Origin of the sequence: Leifsonia sp. Leaf264, assembly GCF_001422325.1 — a bacterium.
Taxonomy (GTDB): domain Bacteria; phylum Actinomycetota; class Actinomycetes; order Actinomycetales; family Microbacteriaceae; genus Orlajensenia.
In genome coordinates, this window is the sequence record NZ_LMMR01000001.1 from 757,906 (window position 1) to 779,248 (window position 21,343).

Below are 21,343 nucleotides of genomic sequence, written 5' to 3' on the forward strand. Positions count from 1 at the left end.
CGTCAGTCGCGGCGCTTCACCACGTTGTCGCCGGTCGCGTCCGTGGCCCCCGCCGGTTCGTTGTCGGACTCGATGACGTTGGCTCCGCCCTGGATCGCCACGGACCCGATCGTCGGAGCCTCGACCTCGTTCGACTGACCGCTGATCGACACCGACCCGATGCCGTCATCGGAGGAGACGTCGTTGTCGTCGCCGCGGATCTCGAGGCTGCCGATGTCGGCGCGCGCCTCGACATCGTTGCGCTGGCCCTCGATGAGGATCGAGGCGGCGGACTCGAGCTCGATCTCGAGGTCCTGGCCGCGCACGCTCACGGCCCCACAGTCTCCGGTGACGTGGAACTCGAGTCCCTGCCCGTCGAGTTCGAGCGGCGCTCCGTCCGCGCAGCGCTGATCGGCATCAGCGGACGCCTGGCCGCTCGGTGCGGCGGGAGCGACCGGCTCGCCGGCCGGGTCGAGCGGACTGCCACCGGTGCCCGGCGCGCACCCGGTCAGGCCGAGGAGGAGGGCGGCGGCGATCAACGGAATCCTGAGCAGACGCATCCGTTCACCCTACGCAGAGCGTGCGGGCTGGCGCTGGCCCTTGCGCTCGTCGGCACACCCTGCCAAGTAAGCTCGGCAGAGTGCTGAAAGCCCTCGCTGAGACACCGCGGGTCGCGGTTCTCGGACCCGTGCTCATCGACGGCCGCGACGGCCGATCGATCGAGCCGCCCGGCGCTCTCGCCAAGGCACTCGTGGCAGTCCTGGTCGGAGATCCCGGGCGTCCGGCCGGCAGCGCCGTGAGCGTGGAGACCATCGCCGACGAACTGTGGGGCGACGAGCTGCCCCGCAACGCGAAGGCCGCGCTGCAGACCCTCGTCTCCCGCCTGCGCGCCGTCGCCGCCGAGGGACTCGTCGTCTCGACGGCCAGAGGCTACGCCCTGGCCGTGCACGATGATCAGACCGACGTCGGCCAGGCGCGCCTGCTCGGCCGCGAGGCCACGTCCGTCGCAACTGACGATCCCCTCGCGGCCGTCGCCCTGCTCGACCGGGCCCTCGCGTTGTGGCGCGGCGAGCCCGGCGCCGAACTGCCGGACTCTCCCGTGCGCGCCCAGCTCATGGACGAGGCCGCAGCCGCCCGCAGCGGTCTGCTCGAGACCCGCGCCCGCTGCCTCGTGGAGGCCGGACAGCCCGAGCGGGCGATCAGCGACCTCGAGTACCTCATCGAGGCGCATCCCTTCGCCGAGAACCTGCAGCTCGTCCGTCTGCGCGCCCTGTCAGCGCTGGGCAGGAGGCAGGAGGCGATCGCAGCCTTCGCCGCGTTCCGCACCCTGCTGCGCGACGAATTCGGCTCCTCCCCCTCTCCCGAGCTGGTGGCACTGAACACCCGCCTCCTGCAGGAGGACTCCGCGCCGCCGCCGCGCGACACCCGGGTGCGCATAGGCCTGCGCGTCGCCCCCAACGAGCTGCTCGGACGGCAACACGACATCGAGGCCGTACAGGGCCTGCTCGAGCAGGCACGCCTCGTGACCTTGCTCGGCGCCGGCGGCCTCGGGAAGACCCGCCTGGCGCAGGAGCTCGGCGCCCGCGCCACGACGCCGGCCGTCGTCTTCGTGGAACTCGCCAGCGTGAGGACCGATGCCGACGTCACCCTCGCGCTGGCCTCGACCCTCGGCATCCGCGAGGTCTCCCCCGGTCAGAAACTCGTCGACACGACACCTCGACCCGACCTGCGCGAGCGCATCATCGCCCAGCTCGGCGAGCGCCCCACCCTGCTCATCCTGGACAACTGCGAGCAGGTGGTCGAGGGCGCAGCCCTCTGGGCGGCCGACCTGCTGGCCTCCCTGCCGCGCCTGCGCGTGCTGGCGACCAGCCGCAGCCCGCTGCTGATCGGCGCCGAGCAGGCCTATCCGCTGGAATCCCTCCCGGCCCACGGTGCAGCCGGAGAACCCGGGCCCGCCGTGCGCCTGTTCACCGAGCGGGCTCGCGCCGCCCGCCCGTCGGTGGCTCTGCCCACCGACGCCGTCGCCAGACTCTGCACCCGCCTCGACGGCCTGCCCCTGGCCATCGAACTCGCCGCCGCCCGGGTGCGCTCGATGTCGGTCGAGCAGATCGAGGCGCGACTGGAGAACCGCTTCACCCTGCTCACCAGCGGCGACAGGTCGGCACCCGAGCGGCATCGCACCCTCCAGGCCGTCATCGAGTGGAGCTGGACCCTCCTGCGCCCCGAGGAGCAGCGCGCCCTCCGCAGGCTCTCGCTCTTCGTCGACGGCTTCGGCCTCGACGCCGCGCAGTGGGTGACCGGTGACGACGCCGCCGAGCTCCTGGACGCTCTCGTCACCCAGTCGCTGCTCACCGTCACCGACGATGCGGCGACGGGTGGCCTGAGATTCCGCATGCTCGAGACTGTGCGCGAGTTCGGCCAGGCCGCGCTCGCCGACGCCGAAGACGAGACATCCGCCCGCGACGCGGTCTTCGCCTGGGCCGAGGCGTTCAGCATGCGCGCCATGCGCCATGCGATGGGGACACGTCAGGTCGGCATGTTCCACGACGTGTCGATGGAACAGGACAACCTCGTCGCCGTGCTGCGCGACGCCATCGCGGCGCGGGATGCCCGGATGGTGCTGAGCGTGTTCGCCCTGCTCGGCTACTACTGGAGCGTGCGCGGTGCTCACACCGAGGTGTTCTCCTTCAGCAAGGCCGTGCTCGACGCGACCGGCGGGTACGCCGCGGATGCCGAGCACGCCGACGCCGCCGCCTTCGCGTACATCATGCTCACCGGCACCAACTTCGTGATCGGCAACAGGGAGGGCTTCCGCGCGATGTCGCGCCTGCGCACGATCAGCCGGAGCGACCTCGTCCTCCAGCCGTGGATCGCCGCGACGATGGGCTTCCTGCTGGCGTTCCCCGACATGCAGCGGGCCCCAGCCCTGCTTGCCAGGATGGCGGCGTCGGACGATGTCCCCTCCGCCCTGATCGGCAGCATCATCTCGGCGCAGATCGCCGAGAACGACGGCGATCCCGACACGGCACGGGTGGCAGCACGCCGCGCCTACGACCTGTCGCAGACCTCCGGCGACATCTGGATCGGCTCCATGGCGGCCATGTCCCTCGCGCAGCTGGCCAGCCAGACGGCTCACGCCGACGAGGTGCTGGTGTGGGTCGATCGGGCGCGTACCGGGATGGTGCAGCTCGAGGTGGTGCAGGACCTGCAGCAGATCAACTGGATCCTCGGCGGCAGCCTGCTCTCCCTCGGCCGGCTCGACGACGCCCGTGCACTCTTCGACGATATGGTCACGAACGACCTGACGATCGACGACGGCCTCGAGATGGTCTCCGTCGGCGAGTTCGGTCACGCCGAGCTCGCCAGGATCGAGGGCCGTTCGGCGGACGCCGCCGAGCGCTACCTGCGCGCGATTGCGTCGTTCACCACTCCGGCGTCACGGGCCTCTCCGTGGTTCTACATGACGCTGTCGGCACGCGTCTCCTCGGCCGTCATCGACGGTGACCAGGATGCCGGCGACATCGCGCGCTGGGCCGCCCGCCTCCGTGCCCGCATCCTCGCGCTCCATCGCGCGAGGCCCGACTACGTCGACAAGCCCGTGCTGGCGGCATCCGTCGTCGGATGGTCGGTCTGGGCGATGTCGCAGCCCGAGCTCGCCGACAGGGGCCTCGAACTGTTCGCCCTCGCCGAGGCCATGCACGCCCGCCAGGACCTGCCGGCGCTGCACCTCGCCCCCTACCTCGCTATGGCCAGGCAGACGTTCGGCGTCGACAGGGTGCACGAGGCGCAGGATGCCGCCGCCAGCCTGCCGCTCGACACGCGTGCCACGCGCGCCTACGCACTGATCGCGCTGCCGGTCTCCACGCCGTAGACGCAGCCCCCGCCCCTCCCTACGCGGCGAATCGCCCGTCTTCGTCGCCACGACGGGCCCCGGAGGGCGACATGGCGACGAAGACGGGCGACTCAGGTGACGAAGGACGGGGCGTGGACTACGCCTTGCGCATGTAGGCCTTCACTGTGAGCGGTGCGAAGATCGCGACGATCACGGCAGCACCGAGCAGGGTGAGCCAGGCGTCGGCACCGAAGGTGCCGGTGTTCATGAGTTCGCGAGCGGCGTCGACCAGGTGGGTGACCGGGTTGTAGGCCACGACGGTCTGCAGCCAGTCCGGCATGGTGTCGGTCGGAGCGAAGGCACCCGACAGGAAGGTGAGCGGGAACAGCACGAGCATCGAGATGCCCTGCACGCTCGAGGCGGTGCGGGCCACGACGCCGAAGAAGGCGAAGATCCAGCTGAGCCCCCAGGCGCAGGCGATCACGAGCAGTCCCGCGACCAGCACTCCGCCGGCTCCACCACCGGGCTCGAAGCCCATCAGGAAGCCCATGGCCAGCGTGATGGTGGTGGCGATCGCGTAGCGCAGGGTGTCGGCGAGCAGTGCTCCCGAGAGCGGTGCGATGCGGGCGATGGGCAACGACCGGAACCTGTCGAACACGCCCTTGTCCATGTCCTCCCGCAACTGCACGCCCGTCACGATGGAGCCCGTGATGACGGTCTGCACGAGGATGCCCGGGATGATGATGGGCAGGTAGCTCGGGATGTCGCCCGAGATCGCCCCACCGAAGATGTACACGAACATCACCGTGAAGATGATCGGCTGCAGCGTCACGTCGAACAGCTGCTCGGGGGTCCGCTTGATCTTGAGCAGTCCGCGATAGGCCATCGTGAACGTGTGCGAGATGGTCTCGGGGATCGAGACGCGGTTGCGGAGAGTGCGCTGGACACCCGGGACGATCGGCGACTCGGTCGTCGCCTTGGGGGAAAGCGTTGTCGTGGTCATGCGCGGCTCCCTTCGAGCTCTGCTGATGCGCCGGCGTCGTCGGCGTCGGTCTCGACGCCGTGGCCGGTGAGGGTGAGGAAGACCTCGTCGAGCGTCGGCTTCTGCACGCTCATCTCGGCGAGGTGGATGCCCTCGTCGCGGAGCGTGAGGAGAAGCTCTGTCACGAGGTCGGGGTTGTTCATGGGGGCCGTGATGCGACCGGCCTCCGGGGAGACCGTCGCGGCCACGCCGAGCACGCGCTCGATCGCCACGCGCACGTCGTCGAGGTCGGCGGGGTTGGCCAGGCGCAGTTCGAGGCTGGATTCGCCGACGGAGCCCTTGAGCTCGTTGGCCGTGCCCTCCGCGACGACCCGTCCGCGGTCGATGACCGCGATGCGATCGGCGAGCTGATCGGCCTCGTCGAGGTACTGCGTGGTGAGCAGAACGGTCGAGCCCGAGGACACGAGGCGACGGATGGTGTCCCACATCTGCATGCGGGTACGCGGGTCGAGGCCCGTCGTCGGCTCGTCGAGGAAGATGAGCGGCGGCTGCGAGATGAGGCTCGCGGCGAGGTCGAGTCGACGGCGCATGCCACCGGAGAAGTTCTTGAGCGGTCGCTTCGCGGCATCCGTCAGTCCGAACTCCTCGAGCAACTCGGTGGACTTGCGACGCGAGGCCGATCCGCTGAGCCCGTGCAGCCTGGAGAAGAGGTAGAGGTTCTCGGTGGCCGAGAGGGTCTCGTCGACCGAGGCGTACTGGCCCGTGACGCCGATGAGCTGGCGCACGACCTGCGACTCGCGCTGCACGTCGTGTCCGAAGATGCGGGCGCTGCCGCCGTCGGGCCGCAGCAGGGTCGCGAGCATGCTGATGGTGGTGGTCTTGCCGGCGCCGTTGGGGCCGAGCACGCCGTAGACGGTGCCCGTCTTGACGCGGAGGTCCACTCCGTCGACGGCGCGATTCGAGCCGAAGGTCTTGACCAGCCCGTCGGCCTCGACGGCCCAGTCGCTGGTGAGTGATGTGTGTGTCATGTCTCGATGGTGCGGCCTGCCGCTTTCACGGCGATCACGGGATGCTTACAGCCGCTCACGCCTGCTCACTCGCGCACCGGGGCCGTTGCATCAGCAGCACCGCGTAGCCTTGGGAGCGTGACAGCGTACGTCTCGGCCCTCGACCTCTTCTCGATCGGGATCGGCCCCTCCAGTTCCCACACGGTGGGCCCGATGCGGGCCGCACTGCACTTCGCCGACTCGCTCGCCTCGGACGGAGTGCTCGAGCAGGTCACCAGGATCACCTGCGCCCTCTACGGCTCCCTGGGAGCCACGGGCATCGGCCACGGCACCCCCGATGCCATCGTCGCCGGACTCGCAGGACTCCGACCCGAGACCTGCGATCCCGCGGCAGTGCACGGCAGCTGGCGGGACACCACCATCGCCGTCAACGGCAGCCATGAGATCGAGCTCGCCCGGGACGACATCTCCTTCGCGCCGTTCACGCGGCTTCCGGCGCACCCCAACGCGATGACCCTGCAGGCCTGGGGAACGGATGCCGCCCTCCCCGTCGCCGAGCAGACCTACTACTCCGTCGGCGGCGGGTTCATCCGCCGCGAGGGCGAACAGCCGGCTCCGGCCGCATCGCCCTCGGCCACCCAGCCGTACCCGTTCTCCTCCTCCGCCATGCTGCTCGCCCTCTGCGAGCAGACCGGGCTGAGCATCGCGCAGATCGCGCGGGCCAACGAGGAGGCCATGCACGGGGCCGAGGCCCTGGATGCCGGGCTCGACCTCATCTGGGCGTCGATGCTGCAGTGCGTGCTCGCCGGCCTCGAGACCGACGGCGTGCTGCCGGGCGGTCTCGGCGTCAAGCGCCGAGCATCGGCCGTGCGGGCGCAGCTCGAGGCCTACGAGCAGAGCGGCGATGCGGCCCGCCGCGACACCACGACCGAATGGCTGCACGCTTTCGCCCTCGCGGTCAACGAGGAGAACGCCTCGGGCGGCCGGGTCGTCACGGCTCCGACCAACGGCGCGGCCGGCATCATCCCGGCCGTCGCGCACTACTACCTGCGCTTCACTCCGGATGCCTCCCAGGAGGGCATCCGCGACTTCCTGTTGACAGCGGCCGTGATCGGTTCGCTGGTCAAGGCGAATGCGTCGATCTCCGGAGCCGAGGGCGGCTGCCAGGCCGAGGTCGGCTCGGCGTGCGCGATGGCATCCGGAGCCCTCTGCGCGGTCCTCGGTGGAACACCGCAGCAGATCGAGAACGCAGCCGAGATCGCCATCGAGCACCATCTCGGCCTCACCTGCGACCCTGTCGGCGGTCTCGTACAGGTGCCGTGCATCGAGCGCAACGCCATCGCATCGTCGACCGCCGTCTCGGCGGCCCGCCTCGCCCTGCACGGCGACGGCAGCCACATCGTCTCCCTCGACACCGTCATCGAGACCATGCGCCAGACCGGCCTCGACATGAAGACCAAGTACAAGGAGACGAGTCGCGGGGGTCTCGCGGTCAACGTCATCGAGTGCTGAGCCCGCGATGACGCAGGGCCGGATGCACGACGACCAACTCCCCGTCGACGCGAAACTCGTGCGCAGACTCGTCGCCGAGCAGTTCCCGGCCTGGGCCCGGCTGCCGGTGACGCCTCTCGCCACCGGCACGGTCAACGCCATGTTCAGGCTCGGCGACCAGATGGTGGTGCGCCTGCCCGTCGTCGAGCGGGCGGCCGACGACATCGTCTTCGAGCGCCGCTGGCTGCCGGTGCTCGGCGCGGAGCTCGCCGTGCCGATTCCCCGGGTGCTGGCCGCGGGTGTTCCGAGCCCCGACTACCCGTGCCCCTGGCTGGTGCTCACCTGGCTGCCCGGTATCACCCCGACGCCAGGCGCCATCGAGGCCGCAGGCACCTCAGCGCTGGTCGCGGACGTCGCCGCCCTCCTGACGGCCCTGCGCCGCATCGACACGACGGATGCGCCGCCCGGCTACCGCAGCGGTTCGTTCCACGGGCTCGATTCCGCTGCACGGACGAGCCTCACGGCGGTGTCCGATCTCGTCGACACCCCGCTGCTGCTGCGCCTCTGGGACGATGCCCTCGACGCGCCGGCCTGGTCGGGCCCTCCAGTCTGGACGCATGGCGACCTGCTCAGCGGCAACCTCCTCGTGCACGACCCTGGCGGCGGGCCAGGCGGGCTCAGCGGCGTGCTCGACTTCGCCTGCGCCGGGGTGGGCGACCCGGCCTGCGACCTGCTGGCCGCCTGGAGCATCCTGCCGGCGGATGCCCGAGCCGAACTGCGGGACGTGCTCGGCGTCGACGACCACACCTGGCGGCGAGGTCGCGGCTGGGCCATCGCCCAGGCGTCAATCGCGCTCGCCTACTACCGCGACACGTTCCCGCAGATGGCCGTCACCTCGGCGCACATGCTGCGCGAGGTGGCGGAGTCAGTCTGAAGCCGTCGTCCGCGTGCGTCGACCGATGAGGAAGCCGGCACTGAACGCCACGACCAGCAGCCCGACGGTGAGCGCGAGCGCGCCCCAGATCGTCGTGGGCGAGAGCAACGACATCGACGGCAGGAACACGCTCTGGTCGAGGGGCTGATAGGCGAACCAGCCGAACGAGGCCGCCGGAGCCGGAACCAGCAGGGCGATCATGCCGATGAGGGCGACGATGCCGCCGGCGATGGCCACGGCCGACCAGATGCGGAACCACGCCGGCGGCGTGGTGGACGGCTGGTTCTGCTCGGTCATGCGCCCAGTGTACGGACACGTGTGACGCAGGGTTGCGGTCCCGATCGCGAGCCGCGAAGCTCCGGGTTAGCGTGGCGGCATGTCGAACGACAACAGCACACGCCTTCTCGCCCCGTCCACTCCGCTCGCCTCGACGCAGTGGCTCGCCGACCACCTGGGCACCGACGGCCTCGTCGTGCTCGACGCGACGGTGCTCGACGTCGCCTCCCCCGCCGGCGGACGCACGTGGTTGAGCGGCTACGACCAGTACCTGGTGGAGGGCCACATCCCCGGGGCGCTGTTCGCCGAGGTGCTCGAGGAGTTCTCCGACCCGTCGGGCCGCTTCGCGTTCACCCGCCCCAGCGCCGAGCAGTTCAGCAGCGCCGTCGCAGGTCTCGGCATCGGAACCGCTTCGAGGGTCGTCGTCTACGACACCTCCATCGGCCAGTGGGCCTCGCGCCTGTGGTGGCTGTTCCGCTCCTTCGGCTTCGAGAACGTCTCGGTGCTCGACGGCGGCCTCACGAACTGGCGGGCCGGCGAGCGCCCGCTCGAGTTCGGGCATGTCGCAGCGGGTTCGGTGACCCCGGATGCCGCCTTCCAAGCGACGGCCATCCCCGGGTTCTGGGCCGACAAGGCCGACGTCGAGGCTGTCCTCGCCGGGGAGCGCGCAGCGACCCTCGTGTGCTCGCTGCCGCCGAGCGACTTCGCCGGCGAGACCGGGGCCCGTTCGCGGCTCGGACACATCCCCGGCAGCGTCAACGTGCCATCGGGTCGACTCGTCCAGCGCGAGGACCGCACCCTCCTGCGCGGAGACGCGTTGGCCGAGCGGTTGGCACCCGCGACGGCATCCGAGGATCCCGTCATCCTCTACTGCGGCGCGGGCATCGCCGCGACTCTCGGCGCTCTCGCGCTCACCCTCGAGGGTCGCACGGCGGTCGCCGTGTACGACGGGTCGCTGGGCGAGTGGTCGGCCGATGCCGACGCTCCGCTGGTCACGGCAGCCGCCGGCTGAGGTTCACAACCAGCGCATCGTGAACGCCCGCGCCACCAGGGCACGCGTCGGCGGCACGGCGAGGGAGCGCACCAACGCATTCCGGGCACCCAGTCGCATGCCGGACACGGGCTTGCCCATGCCCATGTTGAAGGCCGCCTGTCGTGATGCCATCGCCGCCGAGCGCCGACGGTCCCGGTCGTAGCGCCCGAGCGATTCGGTGTCGCCGCCGAGGGCCGCGGTCAGGGCGGGTGCCAGCATCCGCGCGTCGAGCCAGCCCAGGTTCATGCCCTGTCCGCCGATCGGACTGATCTCGTGAGCGGCGTCACCGACCAGGGCGACCCGTCCGACGGCCATGCTCGTCGCCAGGTGCTGACGCACGGAGAAGGCGCTCACGGCTCCAGGGCCCGGCGTCGTGCGCATCCCCGTGCGCTCCTCGATGAGCTCGGCGAGCTGCTGTGACGTGACGCCCGTCCATTCCCGATCGGTCATCGCCACCCATCGGCGTTCGCCGTGAGGCAGCGGGAACGACTCGACCACCCCGCCGCGCTCGAAGAACAGCAGGGCCCTCTCCCCGTGACCCGTGTCATCGGGGAAGTCGGCCATCACGTAGTCCACCCTGTCGCCGCGAGCGAGCCACTGGATCCCGGATGCCGCCCGCACGACGCTGCGCGACCCGTCGGCGCCGATCACGAACGACGCGGCGACAGCACTCCCGTCGTCGAGCACGACATCGACGCCGTCGCTGCGCTGCAGCACTCCCGTCACCCGAACACCCCGCCGCACCGCATCGGGGGCGAGCTGGCGCAGCCTGTGCCGGAGCAGCGCCTCGGTCTCGCGCTGCGGCAGCGAGAGCACGAACGGATACGCCGCACCGGCCTCGGCGAAGTCGAGGCTGCCGAGCATGCGCCCGTCGCAGCGCACCTCGCCGGCCGTGATCGGGACTCCCCTGCCGATGGCGTCGTCGGCGATGCCGGCCGACTCGAGCACGCCCAGAGCCGGCGGGTGGATGCCGATGGCCCGCGAATGCGCCGAGCCGTCGACGCGCGCCTCGAGCACGACGACATCGACGCCCCGCTGCGCCAGCAGGACGGCCAGCAGCAGCCCGACCGGACCGCCTCCGACCACGACGACCTCAGGCATCCGTCACCCCGGCATCGTGTTCCAGCACGTAGCCGAACGGTCCCCGGGGCACGGCCCGCCAGCCCGGCGGAACCGCCGCATCGAGCTCGGACGGGGTAAACGAACGACGAACCGATCTCATGCCGTCCGACCGGATGTAGGAGTCATGGAAGAAGGGCGCCGTCAGTATGCCGAATCCGGCATATGCAATTAAGGACCGGGTGATGTCGGCGTGCATGGACCGGGGGGCGAGCTTCTCGCTGTCGAGGAGGAGGCCGCCGAGTTCGGCCGCAGTGAGATGGTGCAGCAGGTGGTTCGACACCACGACGTCGAAGCGCTCCCCTGCCCTGACGAGTTCCGCGCTGAAGGCACGGCGGAACTCCACTCCGCGCATCGGTGGCAGCGCCTCAGCGTAGGCGGCGGCCCGCGGGTCGGGATCGATGCCCGTCACGCGCAGCCGCAGGCCGTCTCGGGCCGCCCAGCGCGCCAGGGCGCGCGTCAGGTCGCCGCCGCCGGATCCCACGTCGAGCACCCTCGTGACGACCGTCGTCGACAGCAGCGGACGGATGCCGCGTCGGTAGATCCCGTGCCACCCCGAGAACACGGCGTTGACGGCGGCGAACTGCGCGTAGGTGTTCTCCAGCAGCCGCGGGTCGCAGTCCGGCGCATCCATCAGCTCGCTGAGGTCGGTGGCGCGCCGCCGCAGGTCGGGTACCACCTAGCCCTCGAGCACAGTGAGCAGGCCCGTCTCCACGGTGAGGCCCGGCCCGAACGCCATCGCGAGCACGCGGTCTCCCGGGGCTGTCGTGCCGTCGAGGATGTTGCGCAGCACGAAGGCGATCGTGGCACTCGACATGTTGCCGTAGTCGCGCAGGGTCTCCCGTGCCGGCACCAATTGCGCCTCGCTGAGCGCGAGCTTCGACTCCACCTTGTCGAGGATGCTGCGCCCACCCGGGTGGATCGCCCAGTGCGCCACGGCCCCGGCGGGATCGGCGAGGAGAGCAGGCTCGGGTGCCAGCAGGGGCGCGATGGCGCTCTCGATGTGCTCGTCGATGATGTGCGGAACGTAGGTCGACAGGATCATCTCGAAGCCGTTGTCGCCGATCTTCCAGGCCATGTCGGCCTCGCCGACCGGAGTGATGACGGTCTCGAAGCGGTCGAGTCCGAAGGCGAGTTCGCCGGGCGCCGGCATCCGGTTGCTGACGATGCCGGCACCGGCCCCGTCGGCGAACAACGACGACGCCACGATGGTGTCGGGATCGTTGGAGGACCGCAGGTGCAGAGTGCACAGCTCCGCCGTGACCACGAGCACCACGGCGTCGGCGTCGGCCTGGACGAGCTGCTTGGCCAGCCGCAGCGCCGGCATGGTGGCGTAGCAGCCCATGAAGCCCAGGTGGAAGCGCTGCACGGCCAGGTCGAGTCCGAGTTCGCGCACGAGCATGTAGTCGGGCCCCGGTGCGTAGAAGCCCGTGCAGCTGACGGTGATGACGTGCGTGACGTCGGATGCCGCCACGTCATCGAGGGCGTCGAGCGCAAGCCGACCGGCCTCCACGTAGAGCTTGGTCGCCTCGCGGATGTAGAGCTCGTTGCGCACCTTGGTACCCGGCATGAGCAGTTCGCCGGTCGCCGGGTCGAAGAACTCGCGATCGCCGTCGACCTCGTCGAAGGTGAGCTCCTCGATCACGGTGTGACGGGTCTCGATCCCCGAGACGTTGAACGAGGTCGGCACTATGCGCTGAGCGAGCCTGGAGAGTCCGGGCTGCGCCGCGAACACGTCACGCACCTGTTCCTGGATGAGCACTGTCGGAGGAACTGCGGTGCGGAGACCGCGCAGGGTGACTGTCATGGGTCAGTCTAGGCACGCCGCGAGGCGGCGCGTCGAGGCCTTGCGGTCGACTCGCAGGAACCCTGGGATCCGCTCAGCACTCGCAGGAGATGCCGGCGACCGACGTCGAGAGCCCGGTCGCTCGCGGCCCGACGAGCTCGTCGACCTCACGGCGTACGGTGCCGATGGCCGTCTCGACGGGGTAGCCCTCGCGGGCCCAGTACTCGAATCCACCGATCATCAGCTGAACCTCGTAGCCGAGGATCGCGAGCGCGAGGGCGGCCTTGTCGCCGCCGTTGCAACCCGGGCTCCAGCAGTACACGACGAAGCGCGTGCCTGCCGGGTAGCGCGCCGGCACCTCCTCGGGGATGCGAGCAGTCGGCAGGTGGACGGCGCCGGCGGCGTGTCCCTGGTCCCAGGCCGCCTGACCGCGCGTGTCGATCAGCACGAAGTCGGCGCCCTCCTGCATGGCGACGAAGACGTCGCTCGCGTCGGTCTCGAGGGCGAGCTTCGCGCGGAAGTGCTCGACGGCGAGGGTGTTCGGGGTGGTGCTGAGCAGAGTGTCGGTCATGCATCAAGGGTGACTGATGGGTTCCGTCCGCGCGCGCTGTCGGCTGCCGACGATCCACGATTTCGCGCCAGAGTCGCATCCGCGATCCTTGACACCGGTTCGCGGGGCGGAGTATCCATGCACGATGACGTCCGGGGAGATCGTGACAGCCAGGCACATCGTCATCCGCGGTGGCGTGCAGGGGGTCGGCTTCCGCTGGTTCGCCCGTGAAGAGGCGGGACGGCTCGGGGTGGCCGGCTGGATCCGGAACAGCGGCGACGGCAGCGTCGAGGCCGTGATCGAGGGGACGGATGCGGCCCTGGAGGCGATGCTCGCGTGGCTGCGGGTCGGCCCGCCTGCGGCATCCGTCACAGCAGTCGACGTGACCGATGCCGTTCCCTCGGGCTCCCGCGGCTTCCGCATCGACCGCTGAGCCCGGTGCCTCTGGAGAGCCGGGCCTCGTGTTTCGGGACTGTGAACGTGCTGGTCGGCCCGCTGACAGGAGCTGCCTGCGTCCGTAGGATGCGAAGTGGAACGTGGAATGCCGCTGACAGCGTCAACACCCGTCGGCGCTCGGTGACCACAGTCTGGGGAGAGCGCTGATGATGGACATGACGATGCAGATGATGGAGATGCACTCGGCCGAGTCGTCGATGCCCGGGATGGACATGACGCTGATGGCTGAATGTATCGAGGCCTGTTCCGCCTGCGAACAGGCCTGCACCATGTGCGCCAGTTGCATGATGGGCGAGGGCACGGCGATGCACATGGAGATGTGCATGAACACCGCCGACATGTGCAACACGATGATGCGGATGATGCTGCGTCCGAGCGGCATGATGATGGATTCGATGATGCGGATGCTCGACGCCACCATGATGCAGTGCCGGATGTGCGCCGACGAGTGCATGAAGCACGCCGACATGCACGAGGACTGCCGCGTCTGCGCCGAAGCCTGCCGTCAGGCCGCGATGGCGTGCGAGAAGATGATGGACTCGATGCAGAAGATGATGGCGGAGGGCTAGGCCCCGGCGGCCACCAGCACGCTGACGCGCGCGTGCCCGATCGACAGCACGTCGTAGACGCCGTGCAGGGCTACGGGCTGCCCGATGTCCACCCGCGCGGTGAGGTCCTCGTGATGCCACGCCCACACACGCTCCCCGGTCTCGAACAGGTCGACGGCGATCCAGCCGTCGGAGTCGACGTGAGCCACGAAGGCGTCGCGCCACTTGCTCGGCGTCGCGTTCGCCGCGCGTTCGCGGATGGGGCTGATCGCGTGGCCGGCACCGTGGGTCTCGCAGGTCTCGGAAACGCATGTCATGACCCGCTGCACTCCAGGCTTGAGATTCGACATCACGTTCCTCCGTTCCCCGGCTCGAGCCCCCGCTGGTGCGGCGGGCTGGTTCTTCGAGGGTAAGGAGGGGTGGCGCCGGAGTCACGCGCCCCTGTCACACGCCGCAACACGTGTTCCCGCCGAGGCCGGCCTGTGCGCCATTTCGCGGGTGCCAGCGCCACGTGATGTGGCGCACACCCGCGCGAAATGGCGCAGGGACGGACCGCGCCGCCTACTCCCCCGCGAAGAACGCCGTCACTGCCGCGGCGAGCGCTGCGGCGTCATCGACGTGCACGAGTTCGCGGGCCGAGTGCATCGAGAGCAGCGGTGCCCCGACGTCCACCGTACGGATGCCGAGACGCGTCGCCGTGATCGGGCCGATCGTCGAGCCGCACGGCAGGGCGTTGTTGGACACGAACGCCTGGAACGGCACCCCGGCGGCCGCGCACAGCCGTGCCCAGAGGGCCGAGCCGGCTGCATCCGTCGCATAGCGCTGGTTCGCGTTGATCTTCAGCAGCGGACCGCCACCGGGTACGGGCTTGTTCACCGGATCGTGCCGGTCGGCGTAGTTCGGGTGCACGGCGTGCCCGGCGTCCGCCGAGACGCACCACGAGCCCGCGAGCGAGCGCAGGCTGTCGGATGCCGACGCTCCCAGGCCGGCGCCGATGCGCTCCAGCACGTCGGCGAGGAACGGTCCGGCCGCCCCAGACCGTGACTCCGAACCGAGCTCCTCATGGTCGAAGGCGGCGAGCACGCTGATGTGACCCGTCGCGCTCTCCGAGGATGACGCCTCAGCCAGCAACGCCGTGAGCCCGGCGAAGACGCTGGTCAGGTTGTCCATGCGGCCCGCCGCGAAGAACGCGTCGTCGAGCCCGAAGCGCGCCGGTGCAGCGGTGTCGGCGGTCAGGATGTCGTAGCCCGCGATGTCGGATGCCGCCACTCCGGCGAGCGACGCCAGGTGCTCGAGCAGGCCGTCCTGCGAGAACCGGGCCGAATCTCCAGCACCCCACACGGGCTGCGTGTGCCGTTGCTTGTCGAGCGTCAGCCCGTCGTTATTGACTCCGCGGTCGAGGTGGATCGCGAGTTGCGGGATGCGCAGGAAGGGGCCGGTGCGCACCAGGTGCTCCGTACCGTCCGTCGTCACCAGACGCCCGGCCAGTTCGAGCTCGCGATCGAGCCAGGAGTTGAGCAGCGGACCGCCGTAGACCTCGACACCGGCCTGCAGCCATCCGTTCACCGACGTCGTCGGGTGCGGCTTGAGCTTGAAGCCCGGCGAATCGGTATGTGCCCCCAACACCCGGAACGGCGTGAGCGGGCCGGCACCCTCGGGCACGATCCACGCTATGACAGCGCCGTCGCGCACGACGACGTACCTGCCGGGCGCCTCCGGCCAGTCCGCGGTCTCGTCGAGCCGGGTGAAGTCGGCAGCGGTGAGACGTGCGGCCACCTCGGCTGCCGCGTGGTACGAGGAGGGGGCCGCCTGGATGAATCCGGCGAGGGCGTCGATGTAGCTGGCGGTGTCGAGCGTCATACCCCTATCCAAGCACCGGCACGCGGCTCCCTCGGGCGCTGCCGCCGGCAGCGACGCCGGCGCCACCGTCGACGGTGCCACCGGCACGCGCGCCGACGGTGCCACCGACGCGTGCCCCGACGGATGCCGCGACCTCCACCCCTCCGGCCACGAACGTCGCCGTCGCCGGTTCGCCCCAGGACTGCAGGAGCGGCAGCAGCCCGGCCCAGGCTCCGTCGTCGAGCCGCTCGCTCACACCGGGCTCGCCGCTGCGCGCCTTCATGCTCACCGTGGTGATCGGAATGCGCAGCACCAGGGTGCCGGCCAGTTCGCGTCGCGAGTTCTCGGGCACCTCGGCCGCCCGCCCCGGCATGAGCTTGGCGGCGATGAGCTCGAGGGCGGCGTTCTTCGCCTCGCCCAGCACCACCTCCGGTACGCCGTGCACCACGGCACTGCGATAGTTCATGCTGCTGTCGTAGAGCGTCGTGGCGTACACCAGGGCGTCGACCGCGCACACGCTGATCGCGAGCGGAGCGGCCTCGCGCCCTGCACGCAGGGCGGCTCCGGCCCCGGTCGACAGGTGGATCAGGATGGCGTCCCCGTCTCGCGCGAACGCCATCGGGATGACGAGGGGCTCGCCGTCCACGACCGCGGCGATGTGCGCGATCAGGGTCTCGTCGAGCAGGGCGTTGAGCGCATCGCGATCGAACACCTGGCGTTCGGCCATGCGGTTGAGGGTGGTGGCGGCAGAAGTGGGCAGCGAGGTCATGATGCCAGCCTCGTGGTTCGACTGGTATACACAGAAGTCCAGTGCATGCAGATCCAACCAGACCAGTGAGGAATCCATGGCCGACCTCGCCATCAGCATCGATCGCACGGATGCCGCCCCGCTGTCCCGCCAGATCGTCGACGCCATCCGCTCGGCCGTACTCGCGGGCTCCCTCGCCCACGGCGACGTCGTGCCGTCGTCCCGGGCGCTGGCCTCGGCTCTCGGCGTCTCACGCGGCGTCGTGGTCGTCGCCTACGACCAACTCGCCGGCGAGGGCTATCTCGAGATGTCGCAGGGCGCGGCCGGCCGTGTCGCTGCCGTCGACGCGTCGATGAGACGCGGCAGGCCGCAGGTTCCCTCGACACCGAGCACGCCCGCCACGGAGGTGAACATGCTGCCCGGGTATCCGTCGACCTCCCGCCTCGACGAGCGCGCCTGGCGGGCCGCTTGGCGGCTGGCGGCCGCCCAGCCCGTGCCCACGGTCCAGGCCGACGACTTCGGCACCGCAGCGCTGCGTGCGCAGATCGCCGATCACGTGCGCCGCGCCCGGGGCGTGGACTGCGACGCCGCGGACATCCTCGTCACTGCCGGCACGAGCGAGGCCGTCATGCTGCTCGCGCTCGCACTCGGCGAGTTGCATCCGCGGGGCGCCCGCGTCGCCATGGAGGACCCGGGCTATCCGTCGTCGCGGCGAGCGCTCCAGCGTTTCGGGTGCGAGGTCATCCCCCTGCCGGTCGATGTCGACGGCCTGCGTTTCGACGCACTCGCGGCGGTGGACCCCGCGCCCAGTGCCGTCCTGCTCACCCCGAGCCATCAATACCCCCTCGGCGGCCGGCTGCCGGTCTCCACCCGACTCGAGATCCTCGAGTGGGCACGGCAGCAGGATGCCCTCGTGATCGAGGACGACTACGACAGCGAGTTCCGCCACGGCGCAGCCACGCTCCCCGCCCTCGCGACTCTCGACCGCTCGGAGAGCGTGGCGCTCATCGGCAGCTTCTCCAAGGTGCTCACCCCGTGGCTGCGGCTCGGCTACATCGTGCTGCCGCGGCGACCCGAGCTCCACGCGGCACTGCGACGAGTGCGCGCCGACGTCGCAGCCCCCATCGCCGGAATCGCGCAGGAGGCCATGGCGGCCCTGCTCGCCGACGGCACAGTGCGGCGCCACATCGCCGCTGTACGCCGGGACTACGCCCACCGTCGACACCTCGTCATGGGCGCCCTCGGCGACGTGCCCGGCACACGGCTCCGCGGGCTCGAGGGCGGCCTGCACGGCGTCGTCGAGTTGCCGACCGCCGCCGCGGCCGAGCGGGTGCGCACGCTCGCGGCCGAGGCCGGGGTGGCTGTCGCCGACCTCCGCGAATACGCGGCGGTACCGGCGGCATCCGTCCATCACGGAATCGTCTTCGGCTACGCGGCACCGACCGACCTGGCGTTGGCGAGGGGCCTGGCGGTGCTGCAGTCCGCGATCGGCGCCGAGAGCGGCGCCGAGATCCGCCGACCACGGAGGCCCGGCATCCTGCCAGACTGATGGCATGGCGCTCCCACCCGAGGGTCTGGTCGGTCGTGGTTCCGAGTTGAGCTCGATGCTCGCGGAGCTCGATCGCGCGCGCAGCGGCACCGCCGCCTCGATTCTCATCCTCGGTGAGCCCGGAGTCGGCAAGTCATCCCTGATGGATGCGGCCTGCGACTCCGTCAACGACTCGGCCGTGGTGCTGCGCGGTCGTTGCCTGCCTCTGGCCAGTCTGGCCGTGCCCTTCCTCGCCCTGCGCGACATCGTGCGGAGCTCCCCGGAGATTCCCGAGCACCCGAAGCCTCGACTCGGCACAGGTGATCACACGCCGGAATACGTTCCCGTGCTCCTCGACGAGTGGATCGACGGCCTCTGCCGCACTGGCCTCGTCGTGATGGCGATCGACGACCTGCAGTGGGCTGATCGCAGCACGCTGGACGCCCTCATGTACCTCATGGCAGGACCCGCCCGCCGCACTCTGGGCATCCTCGCGACAGTACGGGACGGCCAGTACGCGGAGGACGAGCCGATAGCCAGGTGGTTGGCCGACGTCGCCACCCTGCCCGGAGTGAGTTCGCTCCCGGTCGCTCCGTTCGATCGCTCAGCGACGACGGCACAGCTCGCCCGGCTGCTCGGTGACCTACCGCACGAGTCGCTGGTCCAGGACGTGTTCGAGCGGACAGCAGGAAACCCCTACCTCACCACCCTCGTCGCGCGGGGACTGCCCGCCGATGCGAGGGAGATCCCCCGCGAGCTTCCGCCGGACCTGCAGTCGACGCTGCGGCATGACTGGCTCCGGCTCGGAGAATCGGCACGCGAGCTCACGACGATGCTCGCCATCGGCGGGCGGCCGCTCACCGAGCGAGCGCTCACGGCAGTCCTGGACTCGGACCCCGATGCTGTGGCGGATGCGCTCACCGAGGCCGTCGGCCTCGGCATCCTCGCGCTCGATTCCGACGGACGCGCCTGGTTCCACCATCCGCTCATAGCCGAGGTGGTCATCGGCGCCATCACGCCGGAACAGGCGCGCCGTCGCCACGCTCACGCCGCCGACCTCTACGCGGCGGCCATAGCGGCGGAGGACAGTGCTCCTGCGGACTGGCTGGTGTCGCGTGCCGTGCACCTGGATCGCGCGGGCGACGATGAGGCGGCGCTGTCCGCCGGGCTCATCGCGGCCGATGCCGTGCACCGGGTCGGAGGCGACCTCGAGATGCTGCGCCTGCTGCGCCGGTGCATCGAGCTGCGGCGGGGCCTGCCCGACTCGGCCGTCCCGGTGCAGGAGCTCCTCCTGCGTTTCCGCAGGGCCGCGGCCGAGACCGGAGCCGTCACTGACGAGCTCGAGGCCGTGGACGGCATCCTCGCCACCCTCGATCGCGAGTCCGACCCGCTCCTCGCGGCCGAGATGCTCGTGAGACGGATGCATCTGCGCTTCCGCACCGGGCGCGGCTTCATGGTCTCGGCAGAGGCCCGGGAGGCCCTGCGCCTCGCCGCGGCGCATCCGGCCAGTTGGCAGTACGCCTTCGCGCTGGCCGAGCTCGGGCACACCCAGGTGTTCGAACGCGATCCGGCGGCATCCGCGACCGTGGACAACGCCGTGCAGGTCGCGGCGGCGAGCCGCAGCGACGAGGCCATCGCCTACGCCCTCTCGGCCCAGGGCCTCCTCGCCGGCACGCGCTACGACGCTGGCGAATCGAGGCGACTGGGCGACCTGGTGTTCGAGGCCTCGGTGCGCGCCCACGACTTCTGGCCCGTCATCCGCTGCGCCATCTGGGAGGCCACGGCGCTCCGTTCGAGGCGGAGGGGTGCTGACAGCCTCGCGGCCCGGAGGTCCCGGCTGAGCAGTGCGGGAGCTCCGCATTCCTGTGTGGCGACGATCGCAGCCTACGAGGCGGCTGAATGGCTGATCGTGGGTGACATCCAAGCCGTGCGTCAGGGCGTGCGCGCGGCTCTCGGCGCCGACCCCGGGCTCCTCGCCGACGTCAGCGTGAGGCTGACGGCGGCGAGGCTCGCCGCGATGCAGTCACGGGCGGCCGAGGCCGCGGCCCACCTCGGTCGAGCCGAGGAGCTCGTCGACGGCCGATCCGGCTACCTCGCATCGGACTTCGCGCTTGTGCGTGCTCACGTGCACCTGGCAGCAGGAGAGCCGGACGCAGCGCTGGCCGCCGCAACGGCCGGATTGGATCACGCTCCCCCCGGCGGAATGAGCGAATGGCTCGTTCCCGTCGCGGCTCGTGCCCTCGCCGACCTGGCCCAGAGGGCGCGCGACTCCGGAGTGGGCCTGGACCGGGCGCTCGCGCAGCTGACGGCGTTCGAGCTGGCCCATCCCGGCATCCAGCATCGCGGGATCGGTGAGACGCCGGCGGCGGATGCCGCGGCCCTCCTCGCGCTCTACCGGACGGAGGTCGCCCGGGCTCGGGCGGTGGCGGGCATCGGTGAGGGCTGGGAGCAGACCGCGACACTCTGCCGCGAGGCCGGCTTGCCGTGGGACGAGGCCTACGCCTGCATGCGCGGCGTCGAAGCCGAGCTCACGCACCGCTCGGGCTCGCGGGAACGAGCAGCCGTTCTCGCGCGGCGCGGCGTGGAGCTGGGTCGCCGGCTCGACGCCGACGGCATCACCGCAACGATCGAGTCGCTCGTCGGCGGGGCCCACATCCCGCTGGCCGACCCGGCTCCGATCGCGACCTCCCCTGTCGCCGACGGGCTCCCCCGGCTCACGGCCCGCGAGCGCGAGATCCTCGACCAGCTGGTGGCCGGGCGCACCTACTCGGAGATAGCCCGCAGCCTCGTCATCAGCGAGAAGACTGTGAGCTCGCACGTGTCCAACCTGCTGCGCAAGACCGGAGCCAGCAACAGGATCGACCTGGCCCGGAGAGCCGCGGCTCCCGTTCAGCGCTGAGCGAGCGGCCTCGGCAGTCGCTTCGGAGCCGGATGCGCTCCCCGACGATCCACCGGAACGGTGGCTCGCACCTCGACGCCGCCGTGCCTGATGACGAAGCGTTCGAGGGAGTCAGCCGTACCGGCTCCGGTGGCCGCCACGGCGACTGCAGTGCCCGCGGCCTCCGGATCCGGTCCGGGTGTCGCGTCTGCCGTCGGCACCCCGAAGAGGAGGGCGCAGATGCCGACCCCCACGACGAAGGCGACCGCCATCACAGCGGGGAGTCGGGTCTCGTGCACCATGATCTGCCTTTCGACGCGCGGGCTTCGCGCATCTCAAGGCTGCCGCCGCGACCCG

Annotated in this window: 20 protein-coding genes; 8 read left to right on the plus strand and 12 right to left on the minus strand. The window is 70.7% G+C overall.

Annotated features, from left to right (window positions below; translation table 11 throughout):
- Positions 1 to 2 precede the first annotated feature (2 nt).
- Complete coding sequence (locus tag ASF30_RS03530) at positions 3 to 539, minus strand: DUF3060 domain-containing protein (RefSeq protein WP_082467415.1); 537 nt, start codon at positions 537 to 539, stop codon at positions 3 to 5.
- 80 nt (positions 540 to 619) lie between these two features.
- On the opposite strand from ASF30_RS03530, the gene ASF30_RS03535 reads away from it, so the two are divergent.
- Positions 620 to 3,850 (plus strand): ATP-binding protein, encoded by a 3,231-nt coding sequence (locus tag ASF30_RS03535; protein ID WP_055901495.1) that lies wholly within the window; start codon positions 620 to 622, stop codon positions 3,848 to 3,850.
- A gap of 118 nt (positions 3,851 to 3,968) precedes the next feature.
- Here ASF30_RS03535 and ASF30_RS03540 read toward each other — a convergent pair whose 3' ends face one another.
- Together ASF30_RS03540 and ASF30_RS03545 are read right to left on the minus strand one after the other, a co-directional pair.
- Positions 3,969 to 4,814 (minus strand): ABC transporter permease, encoded by an 846-nt coding sequence (locus ASF30_RS03540; protein WP_055901497.1) that lies wholly within the window; start codon positions 4,812 to 4,814, stop codon positions 3,969 to 3,971.
- A complete protein-coding gene (locus tag ASF30_RS03545) occupies positions 4,811 to 5,821 on the minus strand; it encodes an ATP-binding cassette domain-containing protein (protein WP_055901499.1) in 1,011 nt (336 codons plus the stop codon). Before ASF30_RS03545 ends, ASF30_RS03540 begins: the two co-directional genes overlap by 4 nt.
- Before the next feature lie 117 nt (positions 5,822 to 5,938).
- On the opposite strand from ASF30_RS03545, the gene ASF30_RS03550 reads away from it, so the two are divergent.
- Complete coding sequence (locus ASF30_RS03550) at positions 5,939 to 7,312, plus strand: L-serine ammonia-lyase (RefSeq protein WP_055901502.1); 1,374 nt, start codon at positions 5,939 to 5,941, stop codon at positions 7,310 to 7,312.
- A gap of 22 nt (positions 7,313 to 7,334) precedes the next feature.
- Positions 7,335 to 8,225 (plus strand): aminoglycoside phosphotransferase family protein, encoded by an 891-nt coding sequence (locus ASF30_RS03555; protein ID WP_200918413.1) that lies wholly within the window; start codon positions 7,335 to 7,337, stop codon positions 8,223 to 8,225.
- Here the strand turns inward: ASF30_RS03555 and ASF30_RS03560 are convergent.
- The gene (locus tag ASF30_RS03560; RefSeq protein WP_055901508.1) at positions 8,217 to 8,522 is read right to left on the minus strand and encodes a hypothetical protein; all 306 of its coding nucleotides are present in this window, start codon (positions 8,520 to 8,522) and stop codon (positions 8,217 to 8,219) included. The two genes, ASF30_RS03555 and ASF30_RS03560, sit on opposite strands and share 9 nt — an antisense overlap.
- A 79-nt stretch (positions 8,523 to 8,601) precedes the next feature.
- Between ASF30_RS03560 and ASF30_RS03565 the strand changes: the two genes are divergently transcribed.
- Positions 8,602 to 9,513: a sulfurtransferase gene (locus ASF30_RS03565; RefSeq protein ID WP_055901509.1), complete on the plus strand. Its 912-nt coding sequence runs from the start codon at positions 8,602 to 8,604 to the stop codon at positions 9,511 to 9,513.
- A 3-nt stretch (positions 9,514 to 9,516) separates the two neighbouring features.
- On the opposite strand, the gene ASF30_RS03570 is transcribed toward ASF30_RS03565, so the two are convergent.
- The 4 genes from ASF30_RS03570 to ASF30_RS03585 form a co-directional block, all read right to left on the minus strand.
- Positions 9,517 to 10,635 carry an FAD-dependent oxidoreductase gene (locus ASF30_RS03570; protein WP_055901513.1) on the minus strand — a complete coding sequence of 373 codons (1,119 nt, stop codon included), beginning with the start codon at positions 10,633 to 10,635 and terminating at the stop codon, positions 9,517 to 9,519.
- A complete protein-coding gene (locus tag ASF30_RS03575) occupies positions 10,628 to 11,332 on the minus strand; it encodes a class I SAM-dependent methyltransferase (protein ID WP_235480251.1) in 705 nt (234 codons plus the stop codon). The genes ASF30_RS03570 and ASF30_RS03575 overlap by 8 nt, the downstream gene beginning before the upstream one ends.
- Positions 11,333 to 12,460, minus strand: coding sequence for a type III polyketide synthase (locus ASF30_RS03580; RefSeq protein WP_055901516.1), 1,128 nt, complete (start codon positions 12,458 to 12,460; stop codon positions 11,333 to 11,335).
- Between the two features lie 73 nt (positions 12,461 to 12,533).
- Complete coding sequence (locus ASF30_RS03585; RefSeq protein ID WP_055901519.1) at positions 12,534 to 13,010, minus strand: rhodanese-like domain-containing protein; 477 nt, start codon at positions 13,008 to 13,010, stop codon at positions 12,534 to 12,536.
- A gap of 124 nt (positions 13,011 to 13,134) precedes the next feature.
- On the opposite strand from ASF30_RS03585, the gene ASF30_RS03590 reads away from it, so the two are divergent.
- Together ASF30_RS03590 and ASF30_RS03595 are read left to right on the plus strand one after the other, a co-directional pair.
- Entirely contained in the window at positions 13,135 to 13,422 is a 288-nt protein-coding gene (locus tag ASF30_RS03590) for an acylphosphatase (protein WP_055901521.1), read from the plus strand.
- A gap of 169 nt (positions 13,423 to 13,591) precedes the next feature.
- The gene (locus tag ASF30_RS03595; RefSeq protein ID WP_235480252.1) at positions 13,592 to 14,014 is read left to right on the plus strand and encodes a hypothetical protein; all 423 of its coding nucleotides are present in this window, start codon (positions 13,592 to 13,594) and stop codon (positions 14,012 to 14,014) included.
- Here the strand turns inward: ASF30_RS03595 and ASF30_RS03600 are convergent.
- From ASF30_RS03600 to ASF30_RS03610, 3 genes are all read right to left on the minus strand, one after another.
- On the minus strand, positions 14,011 to 14,310 hold the full coding sequence (locus ASF30_RS03600) for a hypothetical protein (RefSeq protein ID WP_157496918.1): 300 nt from the start codon (positions 14,308 to 14,310) through the stop codon (positions 14,011 to 14,013). The genes ASF30_RS03595 and ASF30_RS03600 overlap by 4 nt on opposite strands.
- A 244-nt stretch (positions 14,311 to 14,554) precedes the next feature.
- Positions 14,555 to 15,853: a M18 family aminopeptidase gene (locus tag ASF30_RS03605; RefSeq protein ID WP_055901528.1), complete on the minus strand. Its 1,299-nt coding sequence runs from the start codon at positions 15,851 to 15,853 to the stop codon at positions 14,555 to 14,557.
- A 4-nt stretch (positions 15,854 to 15,857) separates the two neighbouring features.
- Positions 15,858 to 16,601 carry a pyridoxamine 5'-phosphate oxidase family protein gene (locus ASF30_RS03610; protein ID WP_162240720.1) on the minus strand — a complete coding sequence of 248 codons (744 nt, stop codon included), beginning with the start codon at positions 16,599 to 16,601 and terminating at the stop codon, positions 15,858 to 15,860.
- A gap of 76 nt (positions 16,602 to 16,677) precedes the next feature.
- On the opposite strand from ASF30_RS03610, the gene pdxR reads away from it, so the two are divergent.
- Entirely contained in the window at positions 16,678 to 18,129 is a 1,452-nt protein-coding gene (gene pdxR / locus ASF30_RS03615) for a MocR-like pyridoxine biosynthesis transcription factor PdxR (protein ID WP_055901530.1), read from the plus strand.
- A 4-nt stretch (positions 18,130 to 18,133) separates the two neighbouring features.
- Positions 18,134 to 21,007 carry a helix-turn-helix transcriptional regulator gene (locus ASF30_RS23505; RefSeq protein WP_055901532.1) on the plus strand — a complete coding sequence of 958 codons (2,874 nt, stop codon included), beginning with the start codon at positions 18,134 to 18,136 and terminating at the stop codon, positions 21,005 to 21,007.
- Here the strand turns inward: ASF30_RS23505 and ASF30_RS03625 are convergent.
- Entirely contained in the window at positions 20,998 to 21,288 is a 291-nt protein-coding gene (locus tag ASF30_RS03625) for a hypothetical protein (RefSeq protein ID WP_055901535.1), read from the minus strand. The genes ASF30_RS23505 and ASF30_RS03625 overlap by 10 nt on opposite strands.
- Positions 21,289 to 21,343: the final 55 nt, after the last annotated feature.